At 33.8% G+C, this 20,826-nt stretch carries 10 protein-coding genes; all 10 read left to right on the top strand.

Annotated features, from left to right (window positions below):
- Positions 1-214: 214 nt before the first annotated feature.
- Positions 215-3,361, top strand: coding sequence for a SusC/RagA family TonB-linked outer membrane protein (locus EYD46_RS16435; RefSeq protein ID WP_165454401.1), 3,147 nt, complete (start codon positions 215-217; stop codon positions 3,359-3,361).
- A 12-nt stretch (positions 3,362-3,373) separates the two neighbouring features.
- Positions 3,374-5,275, top strand: coding sequence for a RagB/SusD family nutrient uptake outer membrane protein (locus EYD46_RS16430; protein WP_130938261.1), 1,902 nt, complete (start codon positions 3,374-3,376; stop codon positions 5,273-5,275).
- 49 nt (positions 5,276-5,324) lie between these two features.
- A complete protein-coding gene (locus tag EYD46_RS16425; protein ID WP_130938260.1) occupies positions 5,325-8,366 on the top strand; it encodes a SusC/RagA family TonB-linked outer membrane protein in 3,042 nt (1,013 codons plus the stop codon).
- A 25-nt stretch (positions 8,367-8,391) separates the two neighbouring features.
- Entirely contained in the window at positions 8,392-10,119 is a 1,728-nt protein-coding gene (locus EYD46_RS16420) for a RagB/SusD family nutrient uptake outer membrane protein (RefSeq protein WP_130938259.1), read from the top strand.
- A gap of 39 nt (positions 10,120-10,158) precedes the next feature.
- Complete coding sequence (locus tag EYD46_RS16415) at positions 10,159-11,292, top strand: DUF5627 domain-containing protein (protein ID WP_130938258.1); 1,134 nt, start codon at positions 10,159-10,161, stop codon at positions 11,290-11,292.
- 420 nt (positions 11,293-11,712) lie between these two features.
- Positions 11,713-13,107, top strand: a complete 1,395-nt coding sequence (locus EYD46_RS16410; RefSeq protein ID WP_130938257.1) for a 3-keto-disaccharide hydrolase — start codon at positions 11,713-11,715, stop codon at positions 13,105-13,107.
- Positions 13,097-14,440, top strand: a complete 1,344-nt coding sequence (locus EYD46_RS16405) for a Gfo/Idh/MocA family protein (protein ID WP_130938256.1) — start codon at positions 13,097-13,099, stop codon at positions 14,438-14,440. The genes EYD46_RS16410 and EYD46_RS16405 overlap by 11 nt, the downstream gene beginning before the upstream one ends.
- Positions 14,441-14,443: 3 nt before the next feature.
- Positions 14,444-15,637 (top strand): Gfo/Idh/MocA family protein, encoded by a 1,194-nt coding sequence (locus EYD46_RS16400; protein ID WP_130938255.1) that lies wholly within the window; start codon positions 14,444-14,446, stop codon positions 15,635-15,637.
- 2 nt (positions 15,638-15,639) lie between these two features.
- Positions 15,640-17,061: a sialate O-acetylesterase gene (locus EYD46_RS16395; RefSeq protein WP_130938254.1), complete on the top strand. Its 1,422-nt coding sequence runs from the start codon at positions 15,640-15,642 to the stop codon at positions 17,059-17,061.
- A 169-nt stretch (positions 17,062-17,230) separates the two neighbouring features.
- Entirely contained in the window at positions 17,231-20,761 is a 3,531-nt protein-coding gene (locus tag EYD46_RS16390; protein ID WP_130938253.1) for an alpha-L-rhamnosidase-related protein, read from the top strand.
- Positions 20,762-20,826: the final 65 nt, after the last annotated feature.

Below are 20,826 nucleotides of genomic sequence, written 5' to 3'. Positions count from 1 at the left end.
TGTAAAACTAATTGTTCCAGTAAGGTATTAATCTTGTGTCTATTATGTGCTTTTTGATTACCTGAATACTTTGCGTTACAGTATAGTACAGGATAGTTAAGCTGCTAATATGTTGTAAAATTGTTAACATATATTTAAGACTAAAATTACTTCATTTGGTATTTGAATATGTAAACTAAATAAAACAATTTAAATGTTAAAACTTAAACTCAAAATGAAACAAAAATTTAAGAGACAATTTCCTGTCTTTGGGTTTGTACTAATGCTTACACTGGTCTTTTCCAGTTATACAAGTATTGGAGCTCAAGCTCAGGAAAGGATTTCAGGAACGGTTACTGGTTCTGATGGATTTCCAATTCCAGGGGTAAACGTTCTACAAAAGGGTACAAACAATGGTGCCGTTACCGATTTTGATGGAGAATACAACATAACTTTAAGAGCTGGAAGTAAAGTGTTAGTTTTTTCTTATATCGGTTATAAAACAAAAGAAGTTGATGTTAGTGGCAAAACTAGTGTCAATGTTGTTATAGAAGAAGATGTTGAAGGTTTAGATGAAGTAGTAGTAGTAGGTTATGGTACTCAAAAGAAAGAAAGTGTTGTAGCAGCTATCACTCAAATAAAAGGAGAAGATTTACAGGAATTAACTTCAGGTATCACAAATGTAGCAGAGGCACTTCAAGGTAATTTACCTGGAGTTACTACAATACAAGGTAGTGGTGTACCAGGCCGTAACGATGTGCAAATTTTTGTTCGTGGTTTAGCTACATTTAATGGTACAGGTGGTCCTTTAATCCTTGTAGATGGTGTTCCTAGAGATTTAGATAATATTGATTTTAACGATATTGAAAACCTGTCGGTTTTAAAAGATGCATCAGCCACAGCAGTTTTTGGTGTACAGGGTGCAAATGGTGTTATATTAATTACTACAAAAAGAGGTAAGAAAGGTAAGGCACAATTGTCGTTACAGGCTAATACAACTTTAAAAACAGTATCTAGATTACCAGAAAAGTTAGATGCTTATAGTGCTATCTTAGAAGCAAACTCTTCTATATTACGTGAACTTCCTCATGAGGAAGCTTCTTGGCTAGCTTTTAGACCAATAGAGATTGCTGATAATTATAGAAATCCTGCAAATGAAGAGGAAAGGCTATTGTTTCCTAATGTAGATTGGGAAGATGTGCTTTTGAAAGATATGGCACAAGATTATCGTGTTAATTTATCTGTACGTGGAGGTGGTGATAAATCTAGATATTTTGGTAGTTTAGCATATCAAAAAGTATCTGATATTTTTGATGGTGCTAGCTTTGATAATGGTAAAGGTTATGAAAGTGAATTTAGTTACGATAGGTTTAACTTTCGTAGTAATATAGACTTCGATATTACTAATACTACTGAGTTTTCGGTAAATTTAGGAGGATTTTATGCTATTCAACAAACACCTGGTAGCTTAAATTTGGTAACAAACTCCATTTATGAGCTTGCAGCAAATGCTTATACTCCTGTTTTTCCTGATGGTGCCTTTGGTAGGGATCTTCAAGATGTTTTTGCAAATACTAATCCTTTAGTAACCTTAACAAATACAGGTTATACAACTACAAGAACTTTTCAAATCAATACTGATTTTATTTTAAAGCAAAAATTAGATTTTATTACAAAAGGCTTGTCATTTCAAGGGCGTTTTTCATTAGATAATAGTTCTCAAAGTAGACAGAGACTTCTAGATCCTGGAGCTGATGGACAAGAAAATGTAACATATCGTGTTTATGATCGCTTTTTAAATGAGATTATTGAATCTCCAGATGGTGTGAATGACTTTGGTTTTGTACCATTTCCATGGAGGCTTGAAGCTGAAGCAATTCAAAACGGGACTATTGTTCGTAATTTATTATATGATTTCTCTTTTAATTATAGTAATACTTTTGCAGAAAAGCACACAGTTACAGGGTTGTTATTGGCAAGACGTCAAGAGCGTGGTAGAGGTAATGGTTTTTTAACACTCCGTGAAGATTGGGCATCAAGGATAACTTACGATTACGATAAGAGATATTTCCTGGATATTAGTGGCGCATATAATGGATCTGAAAAGTATGGTCCAGACTTCCGTTTCGACCTTTTTCCTGCAATTGGAGCAGGTTGGACGGTATCTAATGAAGCATTTATGGAGAATGTTGATTGGGTAAATAAACTTAAAATCAGAGGATCTTATGGTTTAATTGGTGATGATCAAGCAGGAAGAAGATTTGAATATCTACCAACCTTCAGTATTGGAGGAGGCGCATTTATAAATCCGGATCAGTCTAATATAGCAGAAGATCGATATGTGTTTTACAGAGAAGAAAATGTTGGTAACCCTAACCTTCAATGGGAAACTGCTATAAAATATAATTTTGGTGCAGAAATAGGTTTGTTTAATAACGCAATTAGTGCAGAGTTTGATTTTTATGGAGAAAATCGAAGTGACATTTTGATACAAAGTGATGATAGAGCTGTACCAGAATGGTTTGGTGCTAGACCTCCAGCCTTTAATAGAGGAAAAGTAGAGGTGCGAGGTTTTGAACTTGTGTTATCTGCAAATCATACCTTTGGAAACGGATTAAATATTTTTGGTAATGTTAATTACACGCAAGCAAAAGATTTAGTGATAGATAGAGAAGATCCTGAATTTCGCCCATTTTGGCAAAAAGCTGCAGGTTATCCTATCGGTCAACCTAGATCTGCCATCCCTGGTAATATACTTGCTAGTTTAGATGATCTTTATAGTTCAACACCTAGAGTTAACGGACAAAGTTTTATACGTACAGGATACTATAATTTACATGATTATGATGGCGATGGTGTTTATAACGCTAATTTTGATAATATTCCATTTGGATTTCCAACGAGACCGCAAAGAACATGGGCAGCTACTGTAGGAGCAAAATATAAAGGATGGAAATTGTCTGTACAGTTTTATGGTGCTCAAAACTCAAATAGAGATTATCTTAGTAGAACTTTTACGAATCAAACAGATACATTTTTTGCACACGAGTTAGGGTATTGGACAAAAGATAATCCAACAGGTACACGAACGCAACCAACCTTTTCTTTTGATCAAGGCGCTAGTGATCCTAGACGAAACTTTTGGTCTGGTTCGTTAACAAGACTAAGAGCTATTGCTTTAAATTATACAGTGCCTAAGAAGACTTGCGAGAAATTAGGTGTTAAAGGTTTAAGTATTTTTGCTAATGGTAATAATTTGTTTTTATGGACAGACTTACCAGACGATAGAGAATTTAATAGTAGCCTTACTGCTGATTCTAGATTTAGAGGAGATTATCCTAATTTGGCTCGATTTAACTTCGGTTTTAATTTAGATTTTTAAAAAAATAGAATTATGAAAAATAATGTATTAAAAATAGTGTTAATCCTAGGGCTAGTATTATCGTTTGCTTGCGAGGATTATTTAGACATACCTTTAGAGGCTCAAATTGAAAGAGAAGATGTGTTTGGAACTTTTCAAACGACACAAGGTTTTGTAGAGGAAATGTATAATTTGGTAGTTGATTACGGAACAAATGGTTGGTCCTTTCAAGATTATATATATGGTGATGATGGTTACAATACTCAAACTTTTAAGTATAGTACTCAGATAGATAGAGGAGAATTAGATCGTTGGGATGGAAACAGCTTAAGCTACTTACATAAAAATAATAGGTTTCAAACAAATCAAAATAATGGAGCTGCTGGTAGCACTACTGAAGAGCAAGGTAGAGGTAGACCAAAAGTATGGAGAGCTAGTATGCTTGGTATTCGTAAGGCTAATGTTGTAATTGCAAACGAAGATTTAATGGTTGGGCTAACTCAGGCTGAAAAGGATGTTGTCCTTGGTCAGGCTTATTTCTTCAGAGCGTTCTTTCACAATGAAGTTATGAAGTTTTGGGGACGTTTTCCTCATATCCAAGAAGTATTCACAGGATCAATTGATATACCACGACCAGAAACTTACAAAGAAGCGGCTTTATCAATAAATGAAGATTACAAAAAGGCTGCAGAGTTATTACCTGTTAATTGGGATAATGAGCCTTATGGACTAGCTACTCGAGGTCAAAATGCTGGTAGGTTAACAAAAGGTGCCGCTTACGCATTTCAAGGTAAAAATTTATTGTTAGCTGCGAGTCCATTAATGTTTTTTAATAATCAGCCTGGAATCAATACGTATACGTATGATACAGAATTAGCTGATATGGCTGTTGATGCTTTTGCAGAAGTACTTAAATTAGCACAAGGCGGTGAGTATAGTTTGGCCACAAACATGGAAGATTATAAAAAAGTTTTGTGGGAGACACCTAGAAATACTTGGCCAGCATTAGTGCCAGAGGCCAAAGAGTTAATTTTTGCGGGTTCTGCAGGATCTCATGTTGGTTCTACAATGAGCTTTATGTCCACAGGGATGCCAAGACCAATTGCATCTGGTGGTACACAATGTACAAGTGCAACTCATAATTTTATACACAATAATTTTGGAATGGCTAATGGATTATCCATACAAGATGATATAAGTGGTGTATATGGTACACCAACTTATAATCCTCTGAGACCATTTGATAATCGTGATCCTCGTTTTTACGCATGGATATTTGCTGACCGTGATACTCTTGGTACAAGAGCAGGTATACCGGCTGTAAACAGAACTTTAAAATTGTATTCAGTTGATGCAAGTGGTAATCCTGGTGCGCATCGTGATAGGCCTAATTATTCTTTTTCAGGTTACATGTTTAAGAAGTTTTATCCAGAAATTGATGGTCAACACCATTCACAGGTTGGAAATAATATTATCAGAAATTTTACGGGTATACGCCTTCATATGAGATTAACAGATGTATACCTTATGTATGCTGAAGCACTTCATGTTGCTAGAGGAGCTACAACAGCACCTAGTTCTTTTTCATTGACTGCTGAACAGGTAGTCAATATATTTAGAGCCAGAGCTGGGGTGCCTAATGTAAACCCTGCTATTGTCGCAGATAATAATAAGTTTATGGATGAGTTAAGACGTGAAAGATCTGTAGAATTATCTTGGGAAGCACATAGATGGGTTGATATACGCCGTTGGGGAGTTGCTCATGAAGACAAATACAGAATTAAAACAAAATTTAATTTTGATCAGGGTTGGACGTTCTTTGAAGAAGCTGTACTTGTAGACAGAGTGTGTGAGTATCCTAAACATTACTGGTTACCATTTGAACCTAATCAAACACAGTTTTATGAAGGCTTTCCTCAAAACCCAGGTTGGTAAAACAATTATAAACTCGTTTTAACTAATACTAAATACTAAAGAAAATAAAATGAAGATAAATAAAATATATAGGTTTTATACTCTCGTATGCCTTGCCATGTTATGCTTTTGTGGTATGGTAACAGCTCAATCGGGCGGTACCGAGGTATCAGGAACCGTGGTTGATGAACAAGGAAACCCTTTAAGTGAAGTTAATATTTACGGTCCTAAGGGTTCTAGAGCATCCACTAATAGTGATGGTCTATTTAACATTACTTTGCCTGACGATGAAGCGGTAGTTATAAAGAAGAAGGGCTACGAGTCGCAGCTTCTTAGTCTATCTAATATTACAGGTAATATTACTCTAGTAAAATCAGAATTCTTAGCTTCAGAAGATGACGAAATAAATATGGGGGTTGCTACTAAAGATAAGCGAGACATTGTAGGAGCAATATCATCAACAAATACTAGAGACCGTTTAACGTATGATAATACGCAGGTTGTGAGCAATTATATTGCTGGATTAACGCCAGGTGTAGTAGGTGCAACTAATATTAGAGGTTTAGGAGGTGCGCTTGTTGTAATTGATGGTGTTTTTGGACGTAACATTGGTCTTGTAAACATGGAAGAAGTAGAGCAAATAACTGTTTTAAAGGATGCAAATGCTGTGGCATTGTATGGTAGCCAAGGTAGAAATGGCGTTATTGTTATTAATACAAAACGAGGTAAAATTAACCAAAAAGAGGTAAATGTAAATGTACGCTCTGGTTTTAGTAGACCTGTAGCATTACCTAATTACCTGGATGCTGCAAACTTTATGATACTTCGTAATGAGGCTAGAGCAAACGACGGTTTAGATCCTTTATTTGGAGTAGATCAAATCCAAAACACTAGAAGCGGTACTAACCCTATACAGTATCCAGATGTTGATTTGTATGAATTTGTACAACCATTTGTTAATAGTACGAATGTTATTTCAGAGTTTTCTGGAGGTACTGATAAATCAAGATACTATGTAAATGTAGGATGGGTTTATGGTGAGAACTGGGTAGATATTAATGAAGATATAAATGCAGGTAATAATCGTTTTAATGTTAGAGGTAATATAGATTTTAAAGTTAACGATTGGATTACCAGTAGTATAGATGGTGTTGCAATCATAGCTTCTAATAAAAGTTCTAGAGCTAATATATTAAGCGCAGCAACTACATTTTTGCCTTTTGATTATGCACCTTTAGTTCCAGTAAGTAGTATTGATACAACAAACAATCCAGAGTTAGCAACCTTATTAGCTGGTGCTAATGTTTTTAATGGGAACTTATTAGGTTCTGCGCAACAAATTGGAGATAATGCGCCTCTAGCACTTGCAATAGCAGGTGGGTATTTAGATAGAAGATTTCGTGTTACCCAAATTAATAACGCTATAAATTTTGATCTTTCTGGAATTACTGAAGGATTATCTGCAAAAACATACCTAAGTTTTGATTTCTTGGACGCATTTACCATATCAATAAACAATGATTTTAGAACTTATGGTGTTACTGAATTCTTAAACAATGTTGATCCATCAGCACCTTTAAATACTTTTGGTGTGGATGAAAGAGATCTTTCAGAGAATGTAAATTCTAATGGATTTTTATCCAGATTAGGGACATACGCTTTAATAAATTATGAAAAAACGTTTGCTACTAATCATTCTATAAACACAACCCTTTTGGGGTATTATAATTCACAAAAAAGATCAGGGGCAGTTCAAACTGATAGAGATTCCCATATAGGATTTCAAATGACTTATGATTATAAGAAAAACCTTTTTGTTGATTTTTCTGGATCTTATATACACTCCATAAAATTACCTGAAGGAAATAGAGGTGGTTTCTCTCCAACAATTGGCTTAGGTTATATTTTAAGTAATGAATCATTCTTGAAAGATTCTAATTTTGTCAATTATCTAAAGTTAAAAGCTTCCGGAGGTATTATAAAATCTGACCAAAGGTTTGGTTACTTTTTATATGATGAAAATTATTTTGCTTCTGGTGGTTTTTCATGGGCAGATAATACATTTTCAAATGCTAGACAAGGTATTTCTCAAGGAGAGAATCTTAACTTAGGCTATGAAGAGCGTATTGATTTAAATATTGGGTTAGAAACTTATTTAATGAATTCACTTTGGATAGAAGCTAATTATTTTAGAACAGAGCTTGATAAACAATTGGTGTTTTTAGCAGATCAATATCCATCATATTATCAGGATTTTAGACCATTAAATAATTTTAATTCGAACTTACATACTGGTTTAGAATTAGGGCTTAACTTCAACAAAACCTTTAATGATTTTTCAGTCGGTATTGGTGCTAACGTTCTATATACACAAAGAGAAGCATTAAAACGATCTGAGACTAACGAGTTTGAGTATCAAAATAGACAAGGACTTGATTTATCCTCAATATTTGGATTACAAGACTTGGGTTTCTATTCAGAGTCTGATTTTACAACAAATACTGAAGGTGATCTAGTTTTAAATGACGGTTTGCCAGTACCAAATTTTGGTGCAGTACAGCCAGGAGATATAAGGTATGCGGATCAAAATAATGATGGTGTTATTGATCAAGATGATCAAGTAGCTATCGGGGAATCTTTTAGTCCTTGGACCTATGGGATTAATCTAAATTTAAAATATAAAAGATTTAATTTATTTGTCTTGGGTACAGGGCAAACAGGAGCGGTTGGTTCTAAACTATTTAGTGGTTTTAATAATTATTATGCCCCTAATGGTACTGATAAATACTCTGAAGTAGTATTAGGACGTTGGACACCAGAAACAGCGAATACGGCAACATTCCCAAGATTATCATCAGGAGATAATCAAAATAACTTCAGGCAGTCTACGTTTTGGCTATATGATAACAGTTTTTTCAGAATAAACCGTGCCCAGCTAACATACGAGTTTACTGATGCTTTATGTGATAAAATAGGTGTTCAAGATTTTAGTGTTAATTTTCAAGGGACTAATCTTTTTGAAATATCTGAAAATAGAGACATTCGTCAGCTTACTATCGGTGGGAATCCTCAGGCTAGAGGCTACACATTAGGTATAAGAATGTCATTTTAATAAAATAAAAAATTAGATATATAAAATGAAAAATATAACAAAATATATAACAATTATGTTTGTTTTGATAAGCATAATTAGTTGTGATACTATTTTAGAGCCTATTGATGAAAATAGATTAGACTTTGACTTTATAAGTAGTGATCCTGCATCAGCAGAAGGTTTATTATTAAATGGTTATTCACGTTTAACAAATCAGTTTTCATTCAGTGAAGCTGCAACTGATGATGCAGTAACTAATCAATTAAGTAATAGCTTTAAACGTATGGCTCTTGGGGAGTTAAACTCACAGTTTAATAATCCGTTAGCACGTTGGAATAATTTTGAAAGTGTATTATGGCTAAATAAATTTTTGGAAGTTATTGAAGCCGGAGAAATAGTATGGTCTCAAGACCAAGAGATAAATGAGATGTTTTACTTGCGTATGGAAGGAGAAGCTCTTGCTTTAAGAGGTTTGCACCATTTCTATGCATTACAAGCTCATGCAGGTATTGGTACTTCAGGAGAATTATTGGGTGTGCCCTATATCACAGAGTTTATAGAATCTGATGGAAATTTTAACTTACCTCGTTTGTCATTTCAAGCTACAGTAGAAGCTATTATGGCTGATTTTGATGCTGCACTTGCATTGTTACCAACTGATTATGGATTAAGTGCTGGAGACGTAGACCCGATATATGCAGGTTTCGACTTTAATAAATATGATGTAGTTAATGGAAATCTGTATAATCTAAGAATGTCAGGAAGAATAGTACGAGCTTTAAAGGCGCGTTTAGCTCTTTTTGCTGCCAGTCCATCATTCTTAAATGATCAAGGTTATTATAATATGGCAGCAACAGATGCTAGTGAACTGTTAAATACTATTGGAGGTGTTTCTGGTTTAGCGGCTAATGGCGTAGATTATTATGTAGCCTATGATGAAAATAATGATGAAGAAATGATTTGGAGAAGTTCTATACAGAATACTCCAAGTTCTTCTACTGAGCGTAGTATATTTCCACCTTCTGTAAATGGTTTAGGTCGTGTAAATCCGACACAAAACTTTGTTGATGCATTTCCTATGCAAAGTGGATTTCCTGCAACAACAGCTAATGGTTACGATCCGCAAAACCCTTATGCAAATAGAGATCCTAGATTAGATAAATTTGTAGTACTCAATGGGACTTCTTTTGGTGGCGGAACTATTAATACAGGTGTTGGCGGCGGAATTGATAGATTAGATTCCATTCCTGAATTTTCAACTCAAACAGGTTATTATCTTAAAAAAACATTACGTCCAGATGTTAGGCTAAATAATGATGGTTCTACAGTTAATCAAAGACACTATAGTGTTTATTTTAGATATACAGAGTTATTCTTAATTTTTGCTGAAGCTGCTAATGAAATTGGTGGTCCAGATCAGCAAATAAATGGTATGACGCCTCGAGATGTAATTGCAGCAATAAGAGAAAGAGCTGGACTAGCCCAACCAGATAACTATTTAGCATCAATAACATCAATGGAAGCTATGCGTGAGTTAATCAGAAATGAACGACGTTTAGAATTGAGTTTTGAAGGTCATAGATTTTGGGACTTAAGAAGATGGGGAGTATCTTTAAACGAAACAGCTGAAGGAGCTTTCTTTGATGGAACGAATTATACTTTAGGTATACCTGTTGAGACGAGGAATTATCCATCGTTTGCGACTTACATGCCTATACCCAATACAGAAATCTTGAGATTTCCAGCACTAGAACAGAATATGGGTTGGTAAAATAATTGCATACTTTTAAAAGAATTAAAAATATTAAACATGAAAATTAAATTAATAATAATATTTGCTATAGCCTTTAGTTTAATGGCTTGCGAGAATCAAGAATTCGTGGCTGAAGATTTTGGCTCAACTTCGGTGTTCTTTCCATTCCAAACGCCTGCTAGAACTTTGGTTCTGGGTGAGTACGATTTAGGCTTTAATGATAATGATAACAATGGCCGATTTGAAATAGGCGTAGTAATGTCTGGTGTGTTTGAAAATCAAACAGATAGAAGAGTGCATTTTGAATTAGCTCCAGAATTGATAGATGCAGCTGCATTAGGTGCGGATTCTGTAAACGTACAAATATTACCTCCATCCTATTACACTATAGAACAGCAAAGCCCTGTTACCATTCCAGCAGGTTCTATAAATGGTCGTATTCCTATTCAACTAGAAGAAGCATTTTTTAATGATACACTTTCTTTCGCTGGAGAAAATGAAACACATTATGTAATTCCTTTAAGAATTACAGATTTTGAGGTATTAGATTCTCTTTTAACAGGAGTGCCCGCTGTGGATAATCCAAGAAAGATAATAAATGAGGATTGGGTTACCTTACCTAAAGATTATACACTTTTTGGGATTAAGTTTATGAATGAATATCAAGGTGTTTATTTACGCCGTGGAGGAGATAGGATTGTTGGAACTTCAGAAACAGTTACTCTTGCAACTGGAGCAACAGAAACTACTAATATTGATACTACTTCTGTTTATAGAGCAGAATTTATTGTGAGAGATGAAATTGTTCCAGTGACAACTACAGGAAGAAATACTGCTACAGTTACTAACCGTGTTAGAAGAGGAGATATACCTAGTGAGGATAACGTGAATCTTAATATGACATTTGATGCTAGTGGTAATATCGCGATTGAAAATGTTGAAGGAGATAATTTCACGGTAACTGGTACTGGAAGTTGGGTAGAAGATGGTGATGAATGGGGAGGAGAAAGACGTAATGTAATGTACTTGGAATATGAGTATAGAGATGTTCAAGTTGTAGAACAACGTGTCTTTGGGCAAGTAGTTTCTCGAACAACAGTTGATTTACTACATACAGTAAGAGATACTTTAGTAATTAGAAACAGAGATGTTAAGTTTGAGGAGTTTACCGTTGAATTAACAACACCTTAGTCTCATATTTCAAAACATATGTTAAAAAAATGGTAAGAATTTAATTCTTACCATTTTTTTTGTCTGTAGTAAAATTAAGATTTTTTTGCTCTTGATTTTAGTTTTAGTCACTGGCATAAGAAATTATACATCTTAAAATGTTGGTATTGGAAATAAAATTTTCAGGATACAACAGGATGGTTACTTGTGGAGAATATTTTAATTTTAAAAAAAATAAGAGTCTTTTAGTTTTAAAAAAAATCAATAAAATTGCCCTGATATTTTGTTAGGGCATATATTAAATATACGTTTAATTACGTTTTAAATAAAGTAGTTAATTGAGTTAGTCAAGTATAACCTCCACTTAAAATTAAGTTTTAAAATGGAGGTTATTTTTTTATTTATCTGTACATTTATTAATAACTTATTATAAAATAAAATATGAAACCAATCACAACTAAATTATTACTAATTATTACATCCTGTTTTATATTATCCTGCAGTACAAAAAAGGCCGAAATACCTTGGATAGAATTGATTAAAGATGATTCACTAGAGGGATGGACAATTTTAGGAGGTAATGCTACTTATGAAGTTAATGATGGTGTCGTAATTGGTACAACAGTAGCTGATACTCCAAATACATTTTTAACTACAGATAAAATATATGATGATTTTATTTTTGAAATTGATTTTAAAGTAGATTCTACAATGAACTCAGGTATCCAAATACGTAGTAATAGTTTACCGTATTATAGAGATGGTATGGTTCATGGCTATCAAGTGGAAATAGATCCATCTAAAAGAGCATGGAGTGGAGGAATTTATGATGAAAAAAGGCGTAAATGGTTAAATCCACTAGTGGATAATCCAAAAGCTCAACAGGCTTTTAAACAAAATGAATGGAATCATTACCGAGTTGAAGCCATAGCTGATACTATTAAAACATGGATAAATGGAGTGCCAGCATCGTATTTGGTTGATGATAAAACACCATCCGGATTTATAGGACTTCAAGTACATTCTATTGGTAATAAAAAAGAAAAATTAGGTAAAACAGTAATGTGGAAGGATGCTAAAATTTTAACAGAACACTTAGAAAAATATGCAACTAAATCTACATTAGAACCAATAATCACAAAAAACAATCTTACATTTAATGAGAAAAGATTTGGTTGGAAAATGCTTTGGGACGGTAAATCAACAAAAGGTTGGCGTGGCGCAAAGTTGGATAAGTTTCCTGAGTCTGGTTGGGTTATTGAAAATGGAGAACTTATTGTTTTAGCGTCAGGAGGTGCAGAATCAGCAGCTGGAGGAGATATTGTAACAACCGAAGATTATAGTAATTTTGAATTACTAGTAGACTTTAAATTAACATCTGGAGCAAATAGCGGTATAAAATATTATGTAGATACTGAAATTAATAAGGGGCCAGGATCTTCAATTGGTCTTGAATATCAAATCTTAGATGATGAACTACACGAAGACGCTAAACGAGGATCTCACGAGGGTAGTAGAACTGTGTGTTCTTTATACGATTTAATAAAAGCAAATCCAAACAAACCTATAAAACCAATTGGGGAATGGAATACGGCTTATATTAAATCAATAAATAATCATGTTGAACATTGGGTAAATGATATTAAGGTTTTAGAATATGAGAGAGGAAGTGATGAATTTTTAAAATTAGTTTCGGAAAGTAAATATGCTAAATGGCCTAATTTTGGACTATTAGAAAAAGGTCAAATTTTACTTCAAGATCATGGAGATAAAGTAGCTTTTAGAAACATTAAAATTAAAATTCACGCTTCTAAAAAAGATAAAAATGCAAAATAAAAGAAGAAATTTTATAAAAAAGACTGCCTTAGCAGGTGTTGGTGTTAGTTTGGCAGGAGGGGTTAATGCAATGTCTGCTCAAAGTTATAGTAACATTATTGGAGCTAACAATAGAATTAATGTTGCCATACAAGGACTCGGTAGGAGATATGGTGCATTTATTGGAGGTATTGCTTCTAAAGAGAATAATGTACGTTTAAAATATCTATGTGATGTTTTACCTAGCCAAATGAGTAAAGCTGCTAATAAGGTTGGAAAAAAGATTGATTACAAGATAGCATTAGAGGGTAATATTCAAAACATTATTGAAGACAAAGATGTAGATGCTATATTTATGGCAACTCCAGATCATTGGCACACACCAGGTGCTATAATGGCCATGAAAGCAGGTAAGCATGTTTACGTTGAGAAGCCCTGTAGTCATAATCCTAGAGAAAGTGAACTTATTGTTGAGGCTCAAAAAAAATATAATAAAGTGGTACAAATGGGAAACCAACAGCGGTCTTCTCCACAAAGTATCGAGATTATTAGCGAAATCCACAATGGCATTATTGGGCATGCTTATAAAGCCATTGCATTTTATACTAATGGGCGTGGTAAAGTGCCAAAACCAGTAAAATCAACACCTCCTGAAGGATTGAATTGGAACTTATTTCAAGGACCTGCACCACGAAAAGATTATATGCATGATACTTGGAATTATAACTGGCATTGGTATGGTTGGGATTACGGTACTGCAGAAATGGGTAATAACGCCACTCACGAATTGGATATTGCTAGATGGGCATTAGATGTAAAATATCCAGAATATGTAGATGTTATTGCTGGAAAACATCAATTTATTGATGACGGGTGGGCGATGTACGATACCATGGAAGCTAATTATAGATTTGCTGACAATAAAATGATCCAGTGGGATGGTAGTAGTAGAAATGGATATTCAAAATACGGAAGAGGACGTGGAACTATTATTTATGGGTCTAAAGGATCTGTAATTGTAGACAGAAATGGATATGAACTTTATGACCTTAGAGGAAAACTAATAAAGGAAAATAAATCTGATGGAAAAGAAGGAGGTACTGCCCTAGGAGGTGGAGGAGATTTATCTACGAGGCATGTAGTTAACTTTTTTGATGCTATTAGAGGTAAAGAAAAGCTTAATTCACATATAGAAGTAGGAGCTATTTCTCAAATGTTGACACATTATGCAAATATTTCTTATCGAGTTAATAAAGGTTTTAATGTTGATGAAAATTCTGGAAAGATTTTTGATAGAGAAGCTATGAAACTTTGGTCCAGAGCTTATGAACCAGGGTGGGAACCAAAACTATAGAAATTGAAAAGACGATCGTTTATAAAAAAAGCGGGGCTAACAACTTTGGGAGTCACTGGTGCTGGATATTTGTATGCTCAACCATTATCTTTTTTGGGAGCTAATGATACCATAAATATTGGTGTTATTGGTACAGGAAATAGAGGTGCTGGTCTAAGTTCAATAATTAATTCAATAGAAGGTATAAACATTGTTGGCTTATGCGATATATTGCCTTTTAGGTTAAAAAAAGGATTATCTAGAGTAAACTCAAATTCAAAAGGATATGCTGATTATCTTAAACTTTTAGATAATAAGGATATTGACGCTGTAATAGTAGCAACACCTTTTAGTACTCATGCTAAAATTGCTATGGATGCGCTTGACGCTGGAAAACATGTGTATTGTGAAAAAACATTAGCAAAAGGATATGAGAGTATTGGAGCATTAGTGGATAAAGCTGAAAGTTCAAATACCATATTTCAAACAGGTCATCAGTATCATAGTTCTAGGTTGTATACCCATGTGGTAGACCTAATTAAGAATGGAAAAGTAGGTAGAATTTCAGCTTTTGAATGTCAATGGAACAGGCATGGCAACTGGAGGCGTCCTGTTTCTGATCCAAAATTTGAGAGAGCCATTAACTGGAGAATGTATAGAGAGTTTTCAGGTGGACTTCTTGCAGAATTATGTTCGCATCAAATAGATTTTGCTAATTGGGTATTAGATGAAACACCTGAAAAAGTTACAGGTGTTGGAGGCGTTAACTATTGGAAAGATGGCAGGGAAACTTATGATAATGTTCATCTTATATATAGTTACAAAAGTGGAGTTAAAGCATCTTTTACATGTTTAACTAGTAATGCAAAAGATGGGTATCAAATTAAAGTAATAGGAGATAAAGGGACGATTATAATTGATACAAAACATGCATGGTTTTATCCAGAGGGTAAACGAGAAAATAGAGTAATTGATGATGTAGATGGTGTTAGTGGAGCAACAGCCCAATGGGATGCAGAAAAAGGGATGCGTATTAATTTGGAGCACTTAAATCCAAGTAAACAAGCATTATTGGATTTTAAAACAGCGATAATCAATAATACAAATCCACTATCAAATGTAATTACTGGTGCTAAAACTTCAATTTGTGTACAAATGGGTTTAGATGCTATGTATAACAATAAAATCGTAAAATGGGATAACAATATATTAGGTTAGGTATGCTGTCCTATATTAAAATAGCGCTTTCATTTTTTATCCTTTGTACTTTATCATTACAAAGTCAAATAGAAATTTCGGCTGTTTTTGGGGATAATATGGTATTACAACAGAGAGAACATGTTTCTATTTGGGGTAAAGATAATCCAGGAACTAAAATAGAGATACTTTCCAGTTGGGGTGCAAAAGCTAAAGCAATAGCTAATTCAGATGGTTTTTGGAAGACAACAATCAAAACAAAAAAAGCTTCGTTTAACCCAGAAGAATTGCAAATTAAAGGAAGTACTTCTATTACACTTTGTAATATTTTAATTGGAGAAGTTTGGTTTTGTTCAGGACAATCAAATATGGAAATGCCTTTACAGGGGCTGAGGCAATCTAAAGTATTACATGCAGAAGACTATCTTCTAAAATCAAATAATAAATACATCAGATTATTAAATAATGCTAGATCAGCTAGTGTTATGCCTAGTTTTAATGTTAATGGTAAATGGAGTGTGTCTGATAAAGACGGTGCTAAAAAATTTAGTGCTATTGGCTATATTTTTGGAACCAAACTATTCGAAAAACTAAATGTTCCTATAGGTATTATAGAATCCGCTTGGGGAGGTACGAGAATAGAAAGCTGGATTCCTAAACAGGTTTTACTTAAATATAACGACATTAAATTTTCTGATAATTTACCTAAAGAGGAAAACAAACAAAAGAAACCTGCTTTTTTGTATAATGCAATGGTGCATCCTTTTCAAGATTTTACTGTAAAAGGTTTTTTGTGGTATCAAGGAGAATCTAATAGAACACAACCCAAACCATATAAAAACTATATGGAAGATTTAATTAGTTCTTGGAGACTACAATGGAAAAACGATAAACTTCCATTTTATTTTGTGCAAATTGCACCTTATAACTATAAAAAACATAAAAAAGGCACTTCTCTTAGACCCAATTTAATAAGAGAAGCTCAACTACAAACGGCTCAAGAAATAAAAAACACAGGTTTAGTTGTTACTACAGATGCTGGAGACTGTAGTGATATACATCCTTCAAAAAAAGAAATTGTAGCAAAACGACTTTCAAATTGGGCCTTAGCAAATCAATATAATTTTAAAAAAATAGCTTTTAAAAGTGCAGAATTGAAATCTTATGAAATAACTAATAGTGAAGTAAATCTTTATTTTCAATTTTATAAAAAAGATAAGTTTATAAATACTAAAAACGTAAAAGGGTTTGCTATTGCAGGAGCTGATAAAATATTTTATCCTGCAAATGTTGTATTTCACAAAAATGGAAAACAAATCACTTTATCTAGCCAAAATGTAAAAACACCAGTTGCCATTAGATATGGTTTTGAAGCTTGTTATGAAAGTAATCTTAAAACAAAGTCAGGATTACCTATTTCTGTTTTTAGAACGGATAATTGGTAATATCATAAACTCACAGTTAGTATAAAATTCTAATCTCTCTATCTAATCTTGCTGATTATAGTTTCAGGATACAACAGGATAGCTTCTGATGTAAAAAACTATAATTTTATGAGCTATGAATTTTGTATAACTATTCATTGAAAAAATTAAATACCTAAGACGTTTATTTATGCTTAAAAAAAGTTTTTTATTAGTTCTTCTCGCGTTGAGTTGTAGTCTAAATATTATTACAGCACAACAAAATAGTGGCGAAAAACCAAACATCATTTTCATTCTAACCGACGATCAGCGCTTTGATGCCATTGGTTATGCTGGTAACGAGTTTGTTGAAACACCTGAAATGGATAATTTGGCTAAATCAGGAACCTACTTTAATACCGCTATAGTAACGACGCCTATTTGTGCTGCTAGTAGAGCATCTTTATGGACAGGTTTACATGAAAGGTCACATAACTATAATTTCCAAACTGGGAATGTAAGGGAGGAGTATATGGCAAATTCATATCCAACATTACTTAAAAATAATGGGTATTATACAGGTTTTTTTGGAAAGTATGGTGTGCGTTACAACGATTTAGATAAGCAATTTGATGAATATGAGTCTTATGACAGGAATAATCGTTACAAAGATCGCAGAGGCTATTACTATAAAACAATAGATAATGATACGGTACATTTAACACGATATACAGGACAACAAGCCATAGATTTTATTGACAAAAATGCTTCTAATAATAAACCGTTCTGTTTGTCGCTAAGTTTCAGTGCGCCCCACGCTCATGATGGAGCTCCAGAACAATATTTTTGGCAGTCTGAAATGGATCAAATGCTAGAAAGTACAACGATACCAGAACCCGAACTAGGCGACGATAAGTATTTCTTAGCACAACCAAAAATTGTAAGAGATGGTTTTAATAGATTACGTTGGACTTGGCGTTATGATACGCCTGAAAAATACCAACATAGTTTAAAAGGGTATTATAGAATGATTTCTGGGATAGATTTAGAAATCAAGAAGATTCGTGAAAAACTTAAGGAAAAGGGTGTAGATAAAAATACAGTTATTATACTAATGGGTGATAACGGTTACTTTTTAGGGGAACGCCAGTTTGCAGGAAAATGGTTAATGTATGAGAATTCTATCCGTGTTCCATTAATTGTTTTTGACCCAAGAGAAAACCAACATCAAGATATTGATGATATGGTATTAAATATTGATGTGCCTCAAACTATTGCTGATTTAGCTGGCGTAGAAGCACCAGATACATGGCAAGGTAAAAGTTTATTGCCTATTGTTAAAAAAGAAACCAATAGCATAGCAAGAGATACCATTCTAATAGAGCACATTTGGAATTTTAGTGAAATTCCACCAAGTGAAGGTGTACGTACAAAAAAATGGAAATATTTCAGGTATGTTAATGATCAATCTATCGAGGAGTTATACAATTTAGAAAAAGATCCTTTAGAGACTAAAAATCTTATAGGAAAGAAAAAGTATAGAGAAACTGCTAATAAATTAAGAGCTAAGCTTGATGAACTAATTAAGAAAAACAGTAATGAATACAGAGCAGCTCCAACCGATTTAACTGTAGAATTAATAAGAAAACCTTCTACGGATGTTGAAATATTTGATTTAAAACCTGAATTTGGTTGGACCGTACCATTAGGTTCTAAATTTCAAGGTGCTTACCAAATATTAGTAGCATCTAATAAAAAGGATATTGATCAAAATAATGGAGACGTTTGGGATAGTGGGCGTGTTGCTTCTACAAAATCTACAGATGTTGAATATGGAGGCAATCCATTAGAAATAGGAAAAGAATACTATTGGAAAGTTAGAATTTGGGAGCAAGAAAATAGACTTGTTGATTATTCTAAAGCTCAAAAATTTACAACAGGAAAGCCAGATGACTATATCATTTCAACAGAAAATAAATACCTTATAGATAAAGTAAATCCACTTAAAATCGAAAATAGAGGAGATTTCTATTTTATGGACTTTGGAAAGGCTGCCTTTGCGACGATAGATTTTAACTATGAAGCTAAAGAACCGCACACATTAACCGTTAGAATAGGCGAAATGCTTGATGATAAAGGAAATGTAAATAGAACACCTCCAGCAAAAAGTAACATTCGTTATCAAGAAATTAAGGTTGATGTAACTCCTGGAAAAACAAAATACCAAATAGAGATAAATCCAGTTCCAGACAAGCGTATGAAAGGCCCTAGTAAAGCTATTCCTTTGCAAGAGGGATGGCCAGTTTTACAACCCTTTAGATATGCAGAAGTTGAAGGTGCTCAAACAATTTTAAAAGCAGAAGATTTTGAACAATTAAGATATACCAGCTATTGGGATGATTCAGCAAGTAGTTTCAAAAGTAATAACGATATTTTAAATCAAGTATGGGATTTTTGTAAATACTCTATTAAGGCAACCACATTTGCTGGGTTGTATGTAGATGGCGATAGAGAACGTATTCCTTATGAAGCCGATGCATACTTAAATCAGTTAAGTCACTACACTACAGACAGGGAGTATGCAATAGCAAGACGCACTATTGAGTATTTTATGGAGCATCCAACATGGCCAACAGAATGGCAACAACATGTGGCGTTATTAATCTATGCAGATTATATGTATACTGGAAATACTGAATTGATAGAACGTTATTACGAACCATTAAAACATAAAACGCTTTTTGAATTATCTAATGAAGACGGGTTAATTACATCAACAAAAGTTACCGAAGAGTTTATGTATAAGCTGGGATTCGAAAAAGGTTATAAAAAACCATTAACTGATATTGTAGATTGGCCTTCAAAGAATTTTGCTGGAAGTAAAACAAAAGGAGAACGCGATGGTTTTGTATTTAAACCTTACAGTACAGTTATTAATGCGTTCTTTTATGAGAACATGAAAATTATGGCTGAGTTTGCTACCTTATTAGGAAAAACACAAGAAGCCTTAGATTTTGAATATAGAGCTGCAAAAGCTAAAAAAGCAGTTAACGAACAAATGTTCGACAAAGAGCGTGGCATCTATGTAGATGGCATTGGTACAGATCACGCCTCTTTACACGCAAATATGATGCCTTTGGCGTTTGGGCTTGTGCCGGAAGAACACTTTAGTTCTGTTGTAGACTATGTTAAATCTAGAGGAATGGCTTGTAGTGTTTATGGTGCTCAATTTTTGATGGATGGTTTATACAATGCAGGTGAGGCAGATTATGCTTTAGAGCTATTAGCTAGCAAAGCCAAAAGAAGTTGGTATAATATGATTAGAATAGGCTCAACAATTAGTTTAGAAGCTTGGGATTATGAGTATAAAGTTAACTTAGATTGGAATCACGCTTGGGGTGCAGCACCAGCAAACGTTATACCACGTGGTTTATGGGGTATAAAACCTAAAACACCTGGATTTGGCGTTGTTACTATCAAACCACAAATGAGTAGATTAAGATCAAGTGAGATTACTGTACCAACTGTAAGAGGGCAAATTAAAGCTAAGTACACTTACAATGGAAAAAGATTGCAAACCTACGAAATTGAAATTCCAGGAAATATGGTTGGCGAATTTTCGTTAAATGATTTAGGTGGAAAAGACTTAATTCATAATGGCGAAAAAGTGCCTTCGGCATTTGAATCTATAAGACTAGCTCCGGGTATGCATACCATCCAACTTAAAATAAATTCATTTTAAAAGAAAATGAGTAGTAAAAAAAGCCAGTAAGATTATATATTTACTGGCTTTTTTTGCAAGTTATA

Origin of the sequence: Hyunsoonleella pacifica, assembly GCF_004310335.1 — a bacterium.
Lineage (GTDB): Bacteria > Bacteroidota > Bacteroidia > Flavobacteriales > Flavobacteriaceae > Jejuia > Jejuia pacifica.
The sequence above is the reverse complement of the archived record's forward strand: the minus strand, read 5'-3'. Positions and strand labels throughout refer to the sequence as shown.